Consider the following 18,658-nt stretch of genomic DNA (forward strand, 5'->3'; position numbering starts at 1 on the left):
TGCGAGGAGGGTCGGCTACGAGGAGCTCGGCCCGTCGATCCGGGCGAGGGCGCGGCCGTACCCGTCCACCACCGGAGCGATCGCGCGGCGGAGGTAGTCGCCGAGCTCGCCCCGGCCGACACCTGCGGCCGCCCAGGCCCCGGCGCCGGCGACGATCGCGCCGGCGAGTGCCGCTGCAGCGGAACGGATCGTCAGCTCGTCGGCGCGGACGGCGAGGCGGGCGAGCGAGACCCGGAGCACGGCTTGGAGACGCAGCAGACGTTCGAGACCGGACGCCTGCAGCTCCCACGCGGTGTCCATCAGCTCGATCTGTGTCAGTGCCCAGGGCACGGCGCCGTTCGAGCGCTCCTCGGCGATACCCAGGAGGGCGGCTTGTAGGGACGGCATCGCGTCGGCGACGTCCGTTGCAGGGGTGTCCCCGCCTGCGGCGAGCGCCCGTTCGAGTCCGGCGAGCGCGGCGTCGACGTCGACCCAGAGGACGTCGCTCTTGGAGCCGAAGTAGTTGAAGAAGGTGTTGCGGCTGACGCCGGCGCGGCTTGCGATCTGGTCGACGGTGGTGCCGGGGTATCCCTGTTCGAGGAAGAGTTCGGCGGCCGCCTCCTCGAGGACGCGTCGGGAGGATCGTCGGGGTCTGCCGACGGCGTTCCGTGCCGGTGGTCGTGCCATGTGGGCTCCTTCCGCCGCCTGTGAGCCTAGCCGTCGTGCGAGGGGTCGGGGCGTGGTGCTGAGGCTCTATGCTGGTTCCGAGACGGCGTCCAATAATTCGTCCGACGCCGCCACCGGGCCCTCAGCACCCGGTCGATCGCCTTCTGGAGTCCCTGTGCCCGCATCCCCCTCCCCTACCCGTCGACGCTCTGCGTCCTCGCGTCGTCCGTTGCGCATCGCCGCGGCGCTCGTTCCGCTCACGGTCCTGCTCGCAGCGTGTGCACCGGGGACGCCGGCCGCGTCGAGCACGCCGAAGGCCGGCGGGACGCTCGTCTACGCCAGCGGGGACGCCGAGCCCACGTGCCTCGATCCGCACGTCGGTGGCAACTACCCGCAGGCCCTGTTGAGTGCGCAGTTCCTCGAGCCGCTCGTCTCCCGAGACGCGAAGGGTGAGATCATCCCGTGGCTCGCCGAATCCTGGACGACGTCGGAGGACGGTCTGACCTGGGAGTTCACGCTGCGGTCGGACGTGACGTTCACCGACGGCACCCCGTTCGACGCGGCGGCGGTCAAGGCGAACATCGAGCACCTGCAGGACCCGGCGACGAAGTCGTCCACGGGCTACCTCGCGGTGGGCAAGGTCGCGTCGGTCGAGGCGGTCGACGCCACGACGGCCCGGTTCATCCTCTCCGCTCCCGACAGCGCGCTCCTGGAGTCGTTGTCGCAGCCGTGGACGGCGATGGAGTCCCCGACGGGGATCGCCCGCGGTGAAGCGGCGAACTGCGATGCGCCGGTCGGTACCGGACCGTTCGTCGTCGACGAGTGGGTGAAGCAGGACCACGTCTCGCTCGTCCGGAACGACGCGTACGACTCGGCACCGGGCGACGCCGCGAACGACGGGCCGGCGTACCTCGACGGCATCACGTGGCGTTTCATCCCCGACTCCGCGTCGCGCTTCGCGGCACTCCAGAGCGGCGACGTCGACATCATCGACAACGCGCAGCCAGACACGATCGCGCAGGCGAAGGACTCGAAGACGATCGTCGACCTGGACGCACCACGTCCCGGTGCCTCGAACCGCATCGAGCTGAACGCGGGACAGGCGCCGTTCGACGACCAGCGCGTGCGTGAGGCCTTCGTGCGGTCGACGGACGTGAACGCCGGCATCGAGTCCCTGTTCTTCGGCACGGCGAAGCGTTCCTACTCCCCGCTGTCGAGTGCTGAGGCGACCGCTTACTCCGACGAGAGCCTGTTCGGCTACGACCTCGATGCGGCGAACAAGCTGCTGGACGAGGCCGGCTGGACCGAGAAGGACGAGGACGGCGTGCGGACGAAGGACGGCGTCCGGCTGACCGTGCGGTTCCCCGTCAGCACGAACCAGTCGATCCCGGCCGAGCAGTCGCTCTTCGAGCAGATCCAGGCCGGAGCCGGTGACGCCGGCTTCGACGTGCAGCTCGAGTTGCTCGACCTCTCGAGCTGGTACGAGGCGCTCGGCTCCAACGCCTACGAGGCCGTCAGCGCTCCGTACACGAAGGTGGGACCGGACGTGCTCCGCGTGCTCTACGACTCCTCGGGCATCGTCCCGGCGCCGAGCGGCTACTTCGCGAACCACGCCCAATTGGACGACCCCGCGCTCGACGAGATCCTGAAGCAGGCGAGCGACACCCTCGATCCCGAGGAGCGGGCGTTCCTCTACGAGCAGGCGCAGCAGATCATCCTCGACGGCTACTACATCCTGCCGCTCTACGACCAGCAGAACCACTTCCTGCTGAGCACCTCGCTGCAGGGCGTCCGCGCGCTGCCGACGGTGTCGACGCCGGTCTTCGGGGACGCCTGGCTCGTGGAGTGAGCTCCATCGGCCGCTCGGGACGCGACCTCCGCCGCCTAGCCGGGCGGATCGGGGCGCGTCTGGCCGGTGCGGTGTTCGTGCTCTGGGCGGTCGCGACGGTCACCTTCTTCGCCGTCCGGCTGATCCCCGGCGACCCGGCGCAGGCCTATCTCGGTGGCCCCGGTTCCCAGGCGTCGGCTGAAGCGCTCGAGCGGGTGCGCGAGCAGTACGGCCTGGACCAGCCGCTCCTCGTCCAGTACCTGGCGCAACTGGTCCGACTGTTCCAGGGGGATCTCGGCGAGTCGGCGTCCCTCCGCACGCCGGTGGCCCAGGTGCTCGGCGAACAGCTCGGCGGGACGCTGGTGCTGGCGACGGCGTCGCTCGCCGTCGCCTGGCTCCTCGCGCTCGGCCTCGCGGTCTGGTCGACCCGTGGTGGGCGGGTGTCCGCGGCCCTCGGATCGGCCGTCGAGCTCGTGGCGGCGTCGCTCCCCCAGTTCTGGCTCGCGACCGTCCTCATCACGCTCTTCAGCACCTGGCTCGGATGGCTCCCTCCGGTGAGCACGGGTGATGCGGTCGGTCTCATCCTCCCGGTGCTGACCCTGGCCATCCCGGTCGCCGGATTCCTGGCCCAGGTGATGCGGGAACCGTTGCTCGACGCCGGGAGCGCGCCGTTCGCCGTCTCCGCGGCCGCCCGCGGTGAATCGACGACCGGTCTGCTGCTCAGACACGGCCTACGTCATGCCGCCGTCCCTGCGGTGAACCTGTCGGGATGGGCCTTCGGCTACCTCATCAGCGGCGCCGTGGTGGTGGAGACCATCTTCGCCCGGCCCGGTCTCGGACGGACACTGCTCCAAGCGGTGACCGTGCGCGACGTCCCGGTGGTCACCGGCGTGGTGTTGAGCTCGGCGGTGGCCTACGTCGTCGTCATGTTCCTCGCGGACCTCGCGGCGGAACTGCTCGATCCACGCGACCGGATCCGGCGGTCCGGTTCATGAGCGGGCTCGCGATCACCCCGGCATCCGGAAGCCCCGACGCCCGGATCCGCCGCGGATGGCGCCGGTCGTCGGGATTCGGCGCACCCGAGATCGTCGCGGCCGCGGTGGTGCTGTTCCTGCTCGGCTGTGCGCTCGTCCCCCAGCTGTTCGCGACAGCATCACCGACGGCGGTCGACCCGCGGGCCGCGTTCTCGCCGCCCTCCCTCACCCATTGGTTCGGCACGGACGAGTCCGGCCGCGACGTCTGGAGCCGGGTCGTGCACGGTGCGGGGACCTCGCTCCTCATCGGCGTCGCCGCGACGGCCATCGGACTGATCCTCGGAGCGGTCCTCGCGACGATCGCCGCAGTCGGCGGCCGGATCGCGGACTTCGCCGTGGGACGCGTCCTCGAGGTGCTCTTCGCGTTCCCCGGCCTGCTGCTCGCGCTCCTCGTGATCGTCATCGCGGGGCCCGGTCCCGTCACGGCGACGATCGCGGTCGGCCTGTCGACGGCGCCGGGCTACGCGCGCCTCATCCGCGGTCAGCTGCTCCAGGTCCGCTCCTCCGACTTCGTCGAGGCCGCGCGAGTGCTCGGGCACGGGCCGGCCCGGATCCTGTTCCGACACATCCTCCCGAACGCCGTCGCCCCGCTGTTCGTCCTCGCGACCCTGGGCATCGGACAGGCGGTCGTCTGGGCGTCCGCCCTGAGCTACCTCGGGCTCGGGGCGCAACCACCCGCGCCGGAGTGGGGTGCCATGCTCGCCGCAGCACGCACGTATCTCGCGACGGCGTGGTGGCTCACGGCGTTCCCCGGTCTGATGATCGTCGCGACCGCCCTGTCCACCACGGTCCTCGGCCGGGGTCTCCAGCGCCGATCTCGGGAGGACGGCCGATGAGCGACTCCACTCCACTGCTCCAGGTGGAAGCACTGACGGTCGGATTCGGCAGTGGGGACGCCGTCGTCTCCGGCGTCTCCTTCCACGTCGAGCGCGGCACCTGCGTCGCGATCGTCGGCGAGTCGGGCTCCGGCAAGAGCGTGACCGCCAGATCGCTCCTCGGCCTCGCCGGCGCATCGGCGCGGGTGACGGCCGCTCGACTCGACTTCGACGGCATCGACCTCCGCGGACTCGGAGCATCGGCCTGGCGACGCCTGCGCGGGCGTCGCATCGGACTCGTCCTCCAGGACGCCCTCGTGTCACTCGACCCCCTGCGACCGATCGGGCGCGAGATCGACGACGCACTCCGACTCGGCACCGACCTCGACCGGACCGCCCGCACCCGGCGGGTGCTCGAACTCCTCGAATCCGTCGGCATGCCCGACCCGGCTTCCCGCATCGGCCAACGTTCCGGTGAACTCTCCGGCGGGCTCCGCCAGCGCGCGCTCATCGCGTCGGCGATCGCACTGGACCCCGACCTCCTCATCGCCGACGAACCGACGACCGCGCTCGACGTCACCGTCCAAGCTCGCATCATCGGCCTCCTCGACGACGTCAAGCGGCGCGGCGCGGGCCTCCTCCTGATCAGCCACGACCTCGCCGTCGTCTCGTCGATCGCCGACCACCTCGTCGTGATGCAGCACGGTGTCGTCGTCGAGCAGGGGCCGGCCGAGCAGGTGCTGACCAGGCCGACACACCCGTACACCCGAGCCCTCATCGCCGCGGTCCCCACCGACCGCGCTCGAGGGACGCGCCTCAGCGCGGACCCGGCGGTCGACTCGGCCCCGATGGCCGAACAGCCGGCGACGGGCACCCGCCCGACGACGCAGACCGGATCGGACGCACCCGCGCTGGAGTTCCGATCCGTCACCCGGAGCTTCGAACGCGGCCGCGGCGCCTCGGCGATCCTCGCGGCCGACGACGTCTCGCTCCGCCTGGACCCGGGGACGACCCTGGGCGTGGTCGGCGAGTCCGGTTCGGGCAAGACCACCCTCGCCCGCATCGCACTCGGCCTCACGGCGCCGCAGTCGGGAGCCGTGCTCTTCGAGGGCGAACCGTGGTCGGAGCTCCCCGAGCGAGCGCGTCGTCCACGACGGAACCGTCTGGGCTGGGTCTCGCAGGATCCGCTGAGCTCGTTCGACCCATGCTGGCGCGTCGACGCCATCCTCGCCGACGCCGTTCGTGGACGCGAAGCCGCACCTCGCGACATCACCCGTCTCCTCGCGGACGTCGGCCTCGATCCCTCGCTGGCTCGCGCGCGCCCGCGGACGCTCTCTGGCGGGCAGCGGCAACGCGTGGCGATCGCCCGGGCACTCGCGAGTCGACCGTCGACGCTTATCCTCGACGAACCCGTCTCCGCGCTCGACGTCACCGTCCAGGCCAGGATCCTGGACCTCCTCGACGAGCTGCAGCGACGCCACGGCCTGAGCTACCTGCTGATCTCCCACGACCTCGGCGTCATCCGGCACATGAGCGACCGGGTCGCCGTGATGCAGCACGGACGGGTGGTCGAGCATGGCGACGCCGAGCAGGTGTTCACCGCCCCGGCCCACCCCTACACCGCCCGACTCGCAGCCGACGCTCCGCGCCTCATCGCGCCCGGTGCGGCGTCAGGGCGCGACGCCGTCTGACTCCGGCGTCGGGATCCGATCCAGCACCGCCTGGACGACGGGCGCGAGGGTCTCGGCGTACACCCAGCTCAGGTGGTGGTGGTCGCGGTACGCGAGGACACCGCCGATCACCGGCGAGCACCGATCGGACGCGCACAGGGCGTCCGAGAGGTCGACGGGTCGGACCCGTGGGTCGGTGCTCGCGAGGGCGGCCTCGTACTGCGGATCCTCCGTGAGCGCGTCGCTCCGGTTCCGGGCGCACCCGTCCTCCGGGTCAGCGTCGTCGCGGACGCACTCCAGCACGTCGTCCGACATCGTCGGGGTGTCGCGCAGCACGACGATCTGCTCGATCGTCGCGGGCACGAGCGCCCAGCGCTCCGCATAGGCTTCCGCGGCCACCTCCCGCCAGTCGCGGTCCCCCTCGGCGACGACCGGGTTCCGAGCGCGCGCCGAGACGACGAGCGTGTCGATCTCCGGTTCGTCCTGCAGCAGCTCGAGGGCGTCGCGGTTCCAGCTCAAGCACCCGGCGCGCATCTCGGCGAGCACCGCCGCGCTGGTCCCGGGCTCGGTGCGCTCGGCGTCGCTGAACGGGCAGGAACTCTTCGCCGCGACCAAGAGCCGCCACCCGTTCGCCTCGGCGGCCGTCGCGAACGCCGGCAACCACTGCTCGGCGTGCGAGTCGCCCATGAGCGCCACCGTCCTCGTCGCCTGCTCCGCGCTGGCACCGTAGGCGCAGACCTCGAACGCTGCAGCCCGGATGTCGGTGATGCAGCGGTCCGGCGGGAGGTCGGCGAGCGACGCGTCGGGAATGACGACCCCGCGGGTCTCGTCCCCGGGCGACGCCGAGGAACCGTCGCGCGAGGTCTCGCCACCAGAACCGTCCGTACCGTCCGATGGCGCTCCGCCGCTTCGCGGGCACGCCGCAGCATCGACGAGCTCCGCGGCACCGAGGCAGTTCGACGGGGTCGCGACCAGGGTCTCGATGCGCTGCTGTTCGGCCGCGATGCGCGCCTCGGCACCGGGGAGCACCCCGATCGAGGCGGCCAACAGGACGCTCATCGCGAGGGCGGTCGCGCCGATGACCCGTCGGGGCCGCCAACCGGCGATGCGCCCGAACCGGATCGGGCGCTCCACGAACCGCGTCGTCACCTCCGCCAGGACGCCGGTGATGACGAGGAGGACGAGCTGCTCGGGGACGGTGGCCGACCGAGCGAGCACGATCCCGCCGAACACGATGAGGGGCCAGTGCCAGAGGTAGACCGCGTAGGAGCGGTCGCCGAGCCACTGGATCGGCGCCCGGGCGAGCAGCGCGGTCGGCGACCACCGGACGTCCGGGGCCCAGGCCACCATCACGGCGATCGTGCCGCCCACCGGCAGCGCCGCGGTCAACGCCGGGAAGGGCGTCTCCCCCGAATACCAGACGGCAGCCGCCCCGATCGCGGCGAACCCGAGCCAGGCGACGACCGTGCGCGCACCCGCCCGCAGCGCCCACCCGCGCCGGGCTCCCTCGGCCACCAGGATCGCCGTCAGTCCCCCGGCGGCGAACTCCCAGGCCCTCGTCGTCGTCGCGAAGTAGGCCGGAGACGGGTCCTGCGCGGTGAAGACGACCGACCACGCGGCCGACGCGATGCAGACGAGTCCGATCGCGATCGCGACGCCCCGACGCCGTACCGTCGGCGGAGCCGAGCGTCGGGCGAACCGCACGGCGAGCCAGCCGGCGACGAGGACCAGGATCGGCCAGACGAGGTAGAACTGCTCCTCGACCGACAGCGACCAGAAGTGCTGCACGGGCGACGGAGCGTCCTCCGCCGCGAGGTAGTCGATCGCGGATCCGGCGAGCGCCCAGTTCTCGATGTACAGGCCCGACCACGCGATCTCGCGCAGGAACCGGGGCAGGTCCCCGAGCGGTGCGAGGTACCAGCTCGCGACGAGGGTCGCGGCGAGGACGGTGAGCGCAGCGGGGAGCAGCCGTCGTGCGCGCCGCGCCCAGAACCGCCCGAGTCGGACCGAACCGGACCGCTCGACCTCGGCGAGGAGGTGCGCCGTGATGAGGAACCCGGAGATCGCGAAGAACACGTCGACGCCGACGAACCCACCCGGCACGAGCCCCGGCCAGAGATGGAACACCACGACGAGCGAGACCGCCACGGCACGAAGGCCTTGGAGGTCGGCTCTCACGGGGCCGGAGGCGGCTCTGGTCGACACGGTCCGATGCTATCGGCGGAGGATGACGGCCTGCGGTCCGGCGTCCTCCCGCTCCCCTGCGATAGCATGGGATGTTCCCACACACTCAGGCACGCAGACACGGTGCCGCACATATCAGCAGGAGATCGCCTCATGACCGCTGCCAGCATCCCGGACAAGCCGGCCCTCGAAGGTCTCGAGCAGAAGTGGGGCTCCTCCTGGGAGTCCGCGGGGACATACCGGTTCGAGCGCGACGGCGCGACGCGTGAGTGCATCTACTCGATCGACACCCCGCCGCCGACCGCATCCGGCTCCCTGCACATCGGTCACGTCTTCAGCTACACGCACACCGACGTCATCGCCCGCTACCAGCGGATGACCGGCAAGCGCGTCTTCTACCCCATGGGCTGGGACGACAACGGCCTCCCGACCGAGCGCCGCGTCCAGAACTACTACGGCGTCCGGTGCGACCCGACGCTCCCCTACGACGCCGACTTCACCCCGCCGTTCGAGGGTGGCGACAACAAGAGCACCAAGGCCGCCGACCAGATCCCGATCTCGCGTCGCAACTTCATCGAGCTGTGCGAGCGCCTCACCGTCGAGGACGAGCAGCAGTTCGAGGCCGTCTGGCGCGCGCTCGGCCTCTCCGTGGACTGGACGCAGAGCTACCGCACCATCGGCGACGAGTCGATCACGGCGAGCCAGCTCGCGTTCCTGCGCAATCTGGACCGCGGCGAGGCCTACCAGGCCATGGCGCCGACGCTCTGGGACATCACCTTCCGCACGGCGGTCGCCCAGGCTGAGCTCGAGGACAAGGAGCAGCCGGGCACCTACCGTCGGCTCTCCTTCCACCGCCCCGACGGCGGCACCATCGAGATCGAGACCACGCGGCCGGAGCTCCTCCCCGCCTGCGTCGCCCTCGTCGCCCACCCCGACGACGAGCGCTTCAAGCCGCTGTTCGGCACGACCGTGACCACGCCCGTGTTCGGCGTCGAGGTGCCCGTGCTCGCCCACCACCTCGCCCAGCCCGACAAGGGTGCCGGCATCGCGATGGTGTGCACCTTCGGCGACATCACCGACATCGTGTGGTGGCGCGAACTCGACCTCCCCAACCGCGCGATCCTCGGCTTCGACGGCCGCGTCATCTCGGAGGCCCCTGAGGCGATCACCTCCGACGCCGGCCTCGAGGCGTACGCGCAGCTCGCCGGGAAGACCGTCTTCAGCGCCAAGCAGACCGTCGTCGACCTCCTCGCCGCCTCGGGCGACCTGATCGGCGAGCCGAAGCAGATCACCCACCCGGTGAAGTTCTTCGAGAAGGGCGACAAGCCGCTCGAGATCGTCTCGACCCGCCAGTGGTACATCCGCAACGGCGCCCGCGACGAACAGCTCCGCAGCCGCCTCCTCGAACTCGGCTCGGAGCTCGAGTGGCACCCCGACTTCATGCGCGTGCGCTACGAGAACTGGGTCGGTGGCCTGTCCGGCGACTGGCTGATCTCCCGCCAGCGCTTCTTCGGTGTGCCGATCCCCCTCTGGTACCCGCTCGACGCCGACGGCAACCCGGTCTACGACCAGCCGATCGCGCCAGACCACGCCACCCTGCCCGTCGACCCGTCCAGCGATGCCGCACCCGGCTACGACGAGTCGCAGCGCGGCGTGCCCGGCGGGTTCATGGGCGAGGTCGACGTCATGGACACCTGGGCCACGTCGAGCCTCACCCCGCAGCTCGCCGGCGGCTGGGAGCGCGACCCCGAGCTCTGGGACCTCGTGTTCCCGTACTCGCTGCGCCCGCAGGGTCAGGACATCATCCGCACCTGGCTGTTCTCCACCATGCTCCGCAGCGTCCTCGAGTACGACCAGAAGCCGTGGGAGCACGCCTCCGTGTCCGGCTTCATCGTCGACCCCGACCGCAAGAAGATGTCGAAGTCGAAGGGCAACGTCGTCACGCCGGCAGCCATGCTCGAACAGCACGGTTCGGACGCCGTCCGGTACTGGGCGGCCTCGAGCCGTCTCGGCACCGACGCCGCCTTCGACCCGCAGAACCCGACGCAGATCAAGATCGGCCGGCGCCTGGCGATCAAGGTGCTCAACGCCTCGAAGTTCATCCTCGGGTTCACCGGTCGTGAAGACGCCCCGGTGACCGAGGCCGTCGACCTCGCCATGCTGAGCGTCCTCCGCAAGACCGTCGCCGACGCCAGTGGTGCGCTGGCGGGTTACGACCACGCGCGCGCGCTCGAGCTCACCGAGGCGTTCTTCTGGACGTTCTGCGACGACTACCTCGAGCTCGTCAAGGAGCGGGCGTATGGCGAGGAGAGCCCTGAGCAGGCCTCGGCGGTGGCCGCGCTGCGGATCGCGCTCTCGACCCTGCTCCGCCTGTTCGCCCCGTTCATCCCGTTCGCGGCGGAGGAAGCCTGGTCCTGGACGCACGACGGCTCCGTGCACCGTGCCAGCTGGCCGACCGACGAGGAGTTCGCCGGACTCGCAGCGGGCGAACCGCAGGTGCTGCAGCTCGCGAGCGAGGCGCTCACGGGCATCCGGCGCGCGAAGACCGACGCCAAGGCGTCCCAGAAGACCCCGGTGGACTCCGCGGTCATCGCCGGACCCGCCGCATCGGTCGAGCTGCTCGCGCTCGTCGCCGACGACCTCCGCGCCGTCGGACGCATCGAATCCCTCGAGTTCCGCACCGCCGACGTCCTGTCGGTCGGCGACATCGTCTTCACGCCGGCGGCCGACGCCGAGGAGGCACGCGCATGAGCGTCACCATCCGTCCCGCCGTCGAGAGCGACCTGTTCGCCTGGCACGCGCTGTACTCCGGCTACGGGGAGTTCTACGGCAACCCCCTGACCGACGAGAAGGCCGTCCTCGTGTGGGGCTGGCTCAGCGACCCGACCCACCCGTTGACCGCGCTCGTCGCTGAGGACGCACAGGGCGCCCTCGTCGGCCTCGCTCACTATCGGGTGTTCCCCCGCGCCCTCGCCGGTGGGACCGGGCTCTACCTCGACGACCTCTTCGTCGCCGAGGACGCCCGCACCGGCGGGGTCGGGACCGCGCTGATCGAGCATGTCCGCGACCTCGCGAAGGCGGACGGCCACAGCGTCGTCCGGTGGATCACCGCCGCCGACAACGAGCGCGCCCAGGCCGTGTACGACAAGCTGGCGACCCGCACGAGCTGGGTCACCTACGACCTGGAGCCGTGATGCAACTCGGAACCCGCTGGGCCGTCGGCGCCAAGCCACCGGAGAACGTGCCGACGCCGGTGCAGACGGCCATCGCCGCTGAGGAGCAGGAGTTGCTCGCGCAGGGTGTCGACACGTCCTCGTGGCGCTGGACCCTCACCTGGCTCGAACGCCGACCCGTCGTCGAGCTCGACGACGGTACGACCATCCGTCAACACGCGGACGGATCCGTCAGCCTCACCCGGCCGGACGACGACCACGACGACGACGAGGACTGAGCCTCCTCCCCGGCACGGTGGATAGGGTGAGGTATGGAATCACACACGAATCCGTTCCTCCAGCCGAGCACGCTCCCCTATCAGCTGCCGCCGTTCGGCGAGATCCGCGAGGAGCACTTCCGCCCCGCCTTCACAGCCGGGTTCGCCCAGCAACTCGACGAGATCGCGGCGATCACCGCGCAGGACGACGCGCCGACCTTCGAGAACACGCTCGTCGCGCTCGAACGGAGCGGCGCGATCCTCAGGCGGGTCGCAGCGGTCTTCTTCAATCAGAGTTCGGCGGACAGCTCCGCGTTCACCAATGAACTCGAGGAGGAGCTCGCTCCGCAGCTGGCCGCCCACGAGGACGCGATCAGGCTCGACCCCGTGCTGTACGCGCGGATCGCGGCGGTCCACGCGAATCTCGACGACCTCCAGCTGACGGCCGAGGCGGCTTACCTGGTCCGACGCGTGTACAGCGAACACACGCTCGCGGGCGCCGGTCTCGACGCCGAGGAGAAGCAGCGGCTCTCCGACCTCAATCTCCGCCTCTCGACACTGACCACCCGGTTCGAGAAGCAGCTCCTGGCCGACACCAACGAGCTCGCTGTCCACCTCACCGATGCCGCAGAGCTCGACGGCCTGAGTGCGGGCGAGATCTCCGCCGCGGCCCAAGCGGCCGCCGAGCGAGGCCTCGACGGTTGGCTCGTCACCCTCGTCCTCCCGACCGGCCATCCGGCGCTGTCGTCGTTGACGCACCGTGGCGTCCGCGAGCGGATCATGACGGCCTCCCGTGCTCGGGGCACACACGGCGGACCGAACGACAACCGCGACCTCGTCCTCGAGATCACCCGCCTCCGCGCTGAGCGTGCCGCACTTCTGGGATTCCCGTCGCACGCGGCAGTGGTCACCGCGGACCAGACCGCGGGGACCCCGGAGGCCGTCGCAGCGCTCCTCTCCCGCCTGGCGATCCCCGCCGCCCGCAACGCGGATCGGGAACAGCGCGAGCTCGAGCGGGTCACTGGTCTCGAGACCGTCGAGGCCTGGGACTGGCCGTTCGCGACCGAACAGGTCAGGATCGACCGGTTCGATGTCGACACCAGCGTGATGCGCCCGTACTTCGAAGCGGAGCGAGTCCTGTTCGACGGGGTGCTCGCCGCAGCGACCAAGCTCTACGGCATCACCTTCGCCGAACGGACCGATCTCCAGGGCTACCACCCCGACGTCCGTGTCTTCGAGGTCTGGAACGAGGACGGCTCCGGCCTCGGCCTGTACCTCCTCGACCTGTACACCCGCGACAGCAAGCGCGGCGGCGCCTGGATGAACGCGCTCATCTCCCAGAACCGCCTGCTCGACCAGCCCACCGTCGTGGTCAACAATCTGAACGTCCCGAAGCCTGCCGAGGGTGAGCCGACCCTGCTGAGCCTCGACGAGGTCACGACCTTCTTCCACGAGTTCGGCCACGCGCTGCACGGTCTCTTCGCGGAGGTCGAGTACCCGCGGTTCTCCGGTACGAACGTCTTCCGGGACTTCGTCGAGTTCCCGAGCCAGGTGAACGAGATGTGGATGCTGTGGCCCGAGGTGCTCGCCGGCTACGCCAGGCACGTCGAGACCGGTGAGCCGATGCCGCAGGAACTGGTGGCGAAGCTCCAGGCGTCCGAGGGGTTCAACGAGGGCTTCTCGACGAGCGAGTACCTTGCAGCGGCGATGCTCGACCAGGCGTGGCACAGCATCGGTGCAGAAGACCGGGTCGACGATGTGGAGGCGTTCGAGGCGGCGGCACTCCGGTCCGCCGGACTCGACAATCCGGCCGTCCCGCCCCGCTACGCGAGCACGTACTTCGCCCACACCTTCTCGGGTGGATACGACGCCGGCTACTACTCCTATATCTGGAGCGAGGTGCTCGACGCGGACACCGTCGACTGGTTCACGGAGAACGGCGGACTGACGAGGGAGAACGGCGACCGCTTCCGCACCAAGCTCCTCGGGGTCGGCGGTTCGAAGGATCCTCTGGATGCCTACCGCGACTTCCGTGGACGCGACGCGGTCATCGAGCCGCTCCTCCGACGCCGCGGGCTCGAGGACTGAACGACGAAGCCCGCCGCAGCTGCTCCGGAGGTTCCGGGGCGCTGCGGCGGGCTGTTCACCGCTGGATGTCGTCTAGGCCGACTTCTCCTGGCGGCGAGCCGCACGAGGGACGATCGTCGGGGCCGCGTTCTCGACGACGGACTCCCGGGTGATGACCACGCGAGCGACCTCGTCGGTGGAGGGCACCTCGAACATGATCGGCCCGAGCACCTCTTCCATGATGGCTCGGAGCCCTCGGGCACCGGTCTTCCGGAGGACGGCGAGGTCGGCGATCGCTTCGAGTGCCGCCTGGTCGAACTCCAGCTCGACGCCGTCGATCTCGAACATGCGCTGGTACTGACGAACGAGTGCGTTCTTCGGGACCGTGAGGATCTCCATGAGCGCGTGCTGGTCGAGCGGGGTGACCGTCGTGACGACCGGCAGGCGACCGATGAACTCGGGGATGAGACCGAACTTGTGGAGGTCTTCCGGCAGGACCTCGCCGAAGAGGTTCACGTCGTCGCCCTTGCTGTGCAGGGGGGCTCCGAAGCCGATGCCCTTCTTGCCCGCGCGGGAGGAGATGATCTCCTCCAGCCCGGCGAAGGCGCCGGCCACGATGAACAGGACGTTCGTCGTGTCGATCTGGATGAACTCCTGGTGCGGGTGCTTCCGGCCGCCCTGCGGGGGTACCGAGGCGACGGTGCCCTCGAGGATCTTGAGGAGCGCCTGCTGGACGCCCTCGCCGGAGACGTCGCGCGTGATGGAGGGGTTCTCCGCCTTGCGGGCGATCTTGTCGACCTCGTCGATGTAGATGATGCCGGTCTCCGCGCGCTTGACGTCGTAGTCGGCGGCCTGGATGAGCTTGAGGAGGATGTTCTCGACGTCCTCGCCGACGTAGCCGGCCTCGGTCAGTGCGGTCGCATCGGCGACGGCGAAGGGCACGTTGAGTCGTTTCGCGAGGGTCTGCGCGAGATACGTCTTGCCGCAGCCCGTCGGGCCGATGAGGAGGATGTTGCTCTTCGCGATCTCGATGTCGTCGTGCACCGTCTCGGCGGGAGCGAGCGTGGCGCGGGAGCGGACGCGCTTGTAGTGGTTGTACACCGCGACCGAGAGCGCCTTCTTCGCGGCCTCCTGGCCGATGACGTACTCCTCGAGGAAGGCGAAGATCTCCTTCGGCTTCGGGAGGTCGAACTCGCTCACCGTCTCCTCGCTCGCTTCAGCGAGTCGCTCGGCGATGATCTCGTTGCACAACTCGACGCACTCGTCGCAGATGTACACGCCGGGACCAGCGATCAGCTGCTGGACCTGCTTCTGGCTCTTGCCGCAGAACGAGCACTTGAGCAGATCGGCGCTTTCGCCTATCCGTGCCATGTCTTTCCCTCTCCCTGGAGATTCGGTGCTCCGAGCCTAACCTGTCCCTGCGACAACTCGGCGCGCCACCCCGCTGGGATGACGCGCCGAGTCGTGAGCACGGGAACCGGGTCAGGCCGTGATGGCCGCGATCGGGTTCTTCCGTGAGGTGAGCACCTGGTCGATGAGACCGTACTCGAGCGCCTCGGCGGCCGAGAGGATCTTGTCGCGGTCGATGTCCTTGTTGACCTGCTCCACCGAACGGTTGGAGTGGTGTGCGAGGGTCGACTCGAGCCAGCCGCGCATGCGGAGGATCTCGGCCGCCTGGATCTCGATGTCCGAAGCCTGTCCGTGGCCGGCCTCGCCGACGGCGGGCTGGTGGATCAGGATGCGGGCGTTCGGGAGCGCCAGGCGCTTGCCCGGCGTGCCGGCGGCGGTCAGCACGGCAGCGGCGGAGGCCGCCTGTCCGAGGACCACCGTCATGACGTGCGGACGGATGTACTGCATCGTGTCGTAGATCGCCGTCATCGCGGTGAACGAGCCACCGGGTGAGTTGATGTACATGACGATGTCGCGGTCGGGGTCCATGCTCTCGAGCACGAGCAGCTGGGCCATGATGTCGTCGGCCGATGCGTCGTCGACCTGCACGCCGAGGAAGATGATGCGGTCCTCGAAGAGCTTCGCGTACGGGTCCTGGCGCTTGTAGCCGTAGGCCGTGCGCTCTTCGAAGCTCGGGAGGATGTAGCGAGCACCCGGCATCTGCAGCGAGCGGCCCGCCGCACTGAACGTTGGAGTCTCCATGTGTTGCATTCCTGTCTGGTCGAAGCCGGGTTACTTGTCGCTGTCGACGGTTCCGCCGCCGCCGGCCACGTCGAGCGCGGACTCACGGAGGTGGTCGACGAAACCGTATTCGAGCGCCTCTTCGGCGTTGAACCAGCGGTCGCGGTCGCCATCGGCGTTGATCTGCTCGACGCTCTTGCCGGTCTGCGCCGCGGTGATCTCGGCGAGACGGCGCTTCATGTCGAGGATGAGCTGCGCCTGGGTCTGGATGTCGCTCGACGTCCCGCCGAATCCGCCGTGCGGCTGGTGGAGGAGCACGCGGGCGTTCGGGGTGATGTAGCGCTTGCCCTTGGTGCCGGCCGTGAGGAGGAGCTGACCCATCGACGCAGCCATGCCGATACCGACCGTGACGATGTCGTTCGGCACGAACTGCATTGTGTCGTAGATGGCCATGCCGGCCGTGATGGAGCCACCGGGCGAGTTGATGTAGAGGTAGATGTCGCGCTTCGGGTCGTCCGCGGCGAGGAGCAGCAGCTTGGCCGCGATCTCGTTCGCGTTCTCGTCGCGGACCTCGGCGCCCAGCCAGATGATCCGGTCCTTCAGCAGGCGGTCAAAGACACTGGGCGAGAACTGTGGTTCGGCCATTATCGCTCCGTTTCGGTTGTGCAGTGGTTCGAATCTATCGGAGGCGACGCGCGACCAACGCCCTGTTCGCCCTCGGCAGACTCCCGGGCGGCGGGGTTCGCCGGAGGCGGACGGCGAGCGGACGGACCGCGCGACCGTTGGGGCTCAGCGGAGCGGATCCGTCTCGAGTTCGTCGGCGTAGGCGCGGACGGACCGGTGGTATCGCGGCAGGTGCGGCACGAGAGCGCGGAGCGCGACGGCGGTCGCTCGACGCGGGTCCCCCGAGCTGGCGAGCGCCAGGGCCAGGAAGGCCGCGGTCGCGTCCGCGTACGGACCGGTCGGATCGTCCGCGAGCTGCTGTTCGAGCAGGACGACACTCTCAGCGGTCCGGCCGAGGTTGCGGAGGGTGCTCGCCAGTTGGATGATCGCCTGCGGACGGTGCTCCTCGTCGAGCCCGGCCTCGAGGGCGGCCCGGTAGAGCACCTCGGCCTCGACCTCGTGGCCGGCGGAGTCGCGCGCGCCGGCCGCCTCGAACGCGGCGCGGGCGTCACGCGCCGGACGCTCGGCGACCAGGGCGTCGATGGCCGCGATGCGCTGCTCGTCGTCGATGGTCTCGTCGGCCCAGACGGCTGCGACGCGGTCGTCCCAGCCGGTTGCGTCGGTCGTCGTCATGATGGCTCCCATTCGGCTGACGTGTCCGGAGACGACGACAAGGGCGGAATCGCTTCCGCCCCTGTCGTCACTGCTGGTGCTGTTCTACTCGGCAGCGGCCTCGTCGGCAGCGGCCTTCTTGGCCGGTGCCTTCTTGGCGGGCGCCTTCTTCGCAGGTGCCTTCTTGGCGGCGGCCTTCTTCGGCTCGGCCTCGGCCGGAGCCTCGGTCGTCTCGTCGGCTGCAGTCTCGGTGGCGGCGTCCTCGTCCTCGACCACGGCGACGAAGTCGCTCAGGTCGACGGGCTTGCCGTTGGAGTCGACGACCTCGGCCTTGCCGAGCGCGATGGCGATGGCCTTGTTGCGGGCGACCTCGCCGACCATGGCGGGGATCTGGCCCTGCTGGCCGAGTGCCTCGATGAACTCACCAGGCTCCATGCCGTACTGCGACGCGCTCTGGATGAGGTACTCGGTGAGCTCGTTCTGGTTCACCTGGACGTTGAGCGACTCCGCCAGTGCGTCGAGGAGGAGCTGCGTGCGCAGTGCCTTCTCGCTGGACTCGGTGACCTCGGCGCGGTGCTCGTCGTCCTCGAGGCGGTTCTCGCCCTCGAGGTGACGGTGCACCTCGTCCTCGATGACGCTCTCGGGCACGGGGATCTGCGCGGCCTCGAGCATGGCGTCGACGAGCGCGGTGCGTGCGTCGCGGCCCTGGGTGATGACCTGCTGGCGCTCGACGACCTCGCGCAGCTGCGCCTTGAACTCGTCGATGGTGTCGAACTCGCTCGCGATCTGAGCGAAGTCGTCGTCGGCCTCGGGAAGCTCGCGCTCCTTGACGGCGGTCAGGGTGACGGTGACCTCGGCGTCCTCGCCCTCGTGCTCGCCACCGAGCAGCGGCGAGGTGAAGGTGGTGGTCTCACCGGCGGTGAGGGAGTCGAGTGCCTCGTCGATGCCGGTGAGCAGCTCGCCCGAACCGATCTCGTAGGAGACTCCGCTCGCGCGGTCGACCTCGGCGTCGTTGATCTTGGCGACCAGGTCGAGCTGGGCGAAGTCGCCCGTCTTGGCCGGGCGGTCGACGGTCACGAGCGTGCCGAAGCGTGCACGGATGCGGTCGAGCTCGTCCTGGACGTCGGCATCGCCGGCTTCCTGAGCATCGACGGTGAGCTTGAGGCCCTCGTAGGCGGGAAGCGTGATCTCGGGACGGACGTCGACCTCGATGTTCACGAGCAGGTCGCCGGAGAAGTCCTTCTCGTTCGGCCACTCGACGATGTCGGCCTGCGGGCGGCCGAGCGGACGGAGTTCGTTCTCCTCGAGTGCCTTGCGGAAGAAGCCGTCGAGGCCCTCGTTGACGGCGTGCTCGATCACGGCGCCCTTGCCGACGCGCTGGTCGATGATCGCCGGTGGCACCTTGCCCTTACGGAAGCCGGGGACGTTGATGTCCTCGGCGATGTGTCCGTAGGCGTGGGTGATGCTCGGCTTGAGCTCCTCGGGCGTCACCGCGATGGCGAGCTTGACGCGAGTGGGGCTCAGCTTCTCGACCGTGGTCTTCACGTGATTACTTCTCCTGTGTCGGGGATTCTGCCTCA

General features: G+C 69.8%; 15 protein-coding genes. 8 read left to right on the forward strand and 7 right to left on the reverse strand.

Translation table 11 applies throughout. From position 1 onward, the window contains the following. Nucleotides 1–15: 15 nt before the first annotated feature. Complete coding sequence (locus IFU11_RS02560) at nt 16–666, reverse strand: TetR/AcrR family transcriptional regulator (protein ID WP_192018081.1); 651 nt, start codon at nt 664–666, stop codon at nt 16–18. Nucleotides 667–874: 208 nt separating this feature from the next. Here IFU11_RS02560 and IFU11_RS02565 point away from each other — a divergent pair, with 208 nt between their 5' ends. The 4 genes from IFU11_RS02565 to IFU11_RS02580 are packed head-to-tail and all read left to right on the forward strand — an operon-like array spanning nt 875 to nt 6,013. Then, entirely contained in the window at nt 875–2,494 is a 1,620-nt protein-coding gene (locus IFU11_RS02565) for an ABC transporter substrate-binding protein (RefSeq protein WP_244631618.1), read from the forward strand. Beyond that, nucleotides 2,491–3,468 carry an ABC transporter permease gene (locus IFU11_RS02570; protein WP_192018083.1) on the forward strand — a complete coding sequence of 326 codons (978 nt, stop codon included), beginning with the start codon at nt 2,491–2,493 and terminating at the stop codon, nt 3,466–3,468. The genes IFU11_RS02565 and IFU11_RS02570 overlap by 4 nt, the downstream gene beginning before the upstream one ends. Continuing rightward, complete coding sequence (locus IFU11_RS02575) at nt 3,465–4,343, forward strand: ABC transporter permease (RefSeq protein WP_192005079.1); 879 nt, start codon at nt 3,465–3,467, stop codon at nt 4,341–4,343. The genes IFU11_RS02570 and IFU11_RS02575 overlap by 4 nt, the downstream gene beginning before the upstream one ends. Beyond that, nucleotides 4,340–6,013, forward strand: a complete 1,674-nt coding sequence (locus tag IFU11_RS02580) for a dipeptide ABC transporter ATP-binding protein (RefSeq protein ID WP_192018084.1) — start codon at nt 4,340–4,342, stop codon at nt 6,011–6,013. The genes IFU11_RS02575 and IFU11_RS02580 overlap by 4 nt, the downstream gene beginning before the upstream one ends. Here the strand turns inward: IFU11_RS02580 and IFU11_RS20685 are convergent. After that, a complete protein-coding gene (locus IFU11_RS20685) occupies nt 5,993–8,197 on the reverse strand; it encodes an acyltransferase family protein (protein WP_192018085.1) in 2,205 nt (734 codons plus the stop codon). The genes IFU11_RS02580 and IFU11_RS20685 overlap by 21 nt on opposite strands. A gap of 132 nt (nt 8,198–8,329) precedes the next feature. Between IFU11_RS20685 and valS the strand changes: the two genes are divergently transcribed. The 4 genes from valS to IFU11_RS02605 are packed head-to-tail and all read left to right on the forward strand — an operon-like array spanning nt 8,330 to nt 13,694. After that, on the forward strand, nt 8,330–10,927 hold the full coding sequence (valS, locus tag IFU11_RS02590; protein ID WP_192018086.1) for a valine--tRNA ligase: 2,598 nt from the start codon (nt 8,330–8,332) through the stop codon (nt 10,925–10,927). Next, nucleotides 10,924–11,370: a GNAT family N-acetyltransferase gene (locus tag IFU11_RS02595; protein ID WP_064295157.1), complete on the forward strand. Its 447-nt coding sequence runs from the start codon at nt 10,924–10,926 to the stop codon at nt 11,368–11,370. Before valS ends, IFU11_RS02595 begins: the two co-directional genes overlap by 4 nt. After that, complete coding sequence (locus tag IFU11_RS02600) at nt 11,370–11,627, forward strand: hypothetical protein (protein ID WP_079705712.1); 258 nt, start codon at nt 11,370–11,372, stop codon at nt 11,625–11,627. Before IFU11_RS02595 ends, IFU11_RS02600 begins: the two co-directional genes overlap by 1 nt. A gap of 33 nt (nt 11,628–11,660) precedes the next feature. Then, on the forward strand, nt 11,661–13,694 hold the full coding sequence (locus IFU11_RS02605) for a M3 family metallopeptidase (RefSeq protein ID WP_192018087.1): 2,034 nt from the start codon (nt 11,661–11,663) through the stop codon (nt 13,692–13,694). A 72-nt stretch (nt 13,695–13,766) separates the two neighbouring features. On the opposite strand, the gene clpX is transcribed toward IFU11_RS02605, so the two are convergent. The 5 genes from clpX to tig form a co-directional block, all read right to left on the reverse strand. Then, a complete protein-coding gene (gene clpX, locus IFU11_RS02610; protein WP_064295154.1) occupies nt 13,767–15,044 on the reverse strand; it encodes an ATP-dependent Clp protease ATP-binding subunit ClpX in 1,278 nt (425 codons plus the stop codon). 111 nt (nt 15,045–15,155) lie between these two features. Continuing rightward, the gene (locus IFU11_RS02615) at nt 15,156–15,824 is read right to left on the reverse strand and encodes an ATP-dependent Clp protease proteolytic subunit (RefSeq protein WP_071260849.1); all 669 of its coding nucleotides are present in this window, start codon (nt 15,822–15,824) and stop codon (nt 15,156–15,158) included. A gap of 30 nt (nt 15,825–15,854) precedes the next feature. Beyond that, on the reverse strand, nt 15,855–16,448 hold the full coding sequence (locus IFU11_RS02620; protein WP_056006680.1) for an ATP-dependent Clp protease proteolytic subunit: 594 nt from the start codon (nt 16,446–16,448) through the stop codon (nt 15,855–15,857). A 144-nt stretch (nt 16,449–16,592) separates the two neighbouring features. Continuing rightward, nucleotides 16,593–17,099 carry a tetratricopeptide repeat protein gene (locus tag IFU11_RS02625; RefSeq protein WP_192018088.1) on the reverse strand — a complete coding sequence of 169 codons (507 nt, stop codon included), beginning with the start codon at nt 17,097–17,099 and terminating at the stop codon, nt 16,593–16,595. An 84-nt stretch (nt 17,100–17,183) separates the two neighbouring features. After that, nucleotides 17,184–18,623, reverse strand: a complete 1,440-nt coding sequence (tig, locus tag IFU11_RS02630; RefSeq protein ID WP_192018089.1) for a trigger factor — start codon at nt 18,621–18,623, stop codon at nt 17,184–17,186. Nucleotides 18,624–18,658: the final 35 nt, after the last annotated feature.

Source organism: Plantibacter sp. CFBP 8804 (assembly GCF_014841225.1).
Classification (GTDB): Bacteria; Actinomycetota; Actinomycetes; order Actinomycetales; family Microbacteriaceae; genus Plantibacter; species Plantibacter auratus.

Excerpts from the sequence above, each read along its gene's own strand:
- IFU11_RS02580 (WP_192018084.1), top strand. The coding sequence starts at position 4,340 with ATGAGCGACTCCACTCCACTGCTCCAGGTGGAAGCACTGACGGTCGGA.
- IFU11_RS02575 (WP_192005079.1), top strand. The coding sequence starts at position 3,465 with ATGAGCGGGCTCGCGATCACCCCGGCATCCGGAAGCCCCGACGCCCGG.
- IFU11_RS02595 (WP_064295157.1), top strand. The coding sequence starts at position 10,924 with ATGAGCGTCACCATCCGTCCCGCCGTCGAGAGCGACCTGTTCGCCTGG.
- clpX (WP_064295154.1), bottom strand. The coding sequence starts at position 15,044 with ATGGCACGGATAGGCGAAAGCGCCGATCTGCTCAAGTGCTCGTTCTGC.
- valS (WP_192018086.1), top strand. The coding sequence starts at position 8,330 with ATGACCGCTGCCAGCATCCCGGACAAGCCGGCCCTCGAAGGTCTCGAG.
- IFU11_RS02560 (WP_192018081.1), bottom strand. The coding sequence starts at position 666 with ATGGCACGACCACCGGCACGGAACGCCGTCGGCAGACCCCGACGATCC.
- IFU11_RS02600 (WP_079705712.1), top strand. The coding sequence starts at position 11,370 with ATGCAACTCGGAACCCGCTGGGCCGTCGGCGCCAAGCCACCGGAGAAC.
- IFU11_RS02605 (WP_192018087.1), top strand. The coding sequence starts at position 11,661 with ATGGAATCACACACGAATCCGTTCCTCCAGCCGAGCACGCTCCCCTAT.
- IFU11_RS02620 (WP_056006680.1), bottom strand. The coding sequence starts at position 16,448 with ATGGCCGAACCACAGTTCTCGCCCAGTGTCTTTGACCGCCTGCTGAAG.
- IFU11_RS02615 (WP_071260849.1), bottom strand. The coding sequence starts at position 15,824 with ATGGAGACTCCAACGTTCAGTGCGGCGGGCCGCTCGCTGCAGATGCCG.
- IFU11_RS02625 (WP_192018088.1), bottom strand. The coding sequence starts at position 17,099 with ATGACGACGACCGACGCAACCGGCTGGGACGACCGCGTCGCAGCCGTC.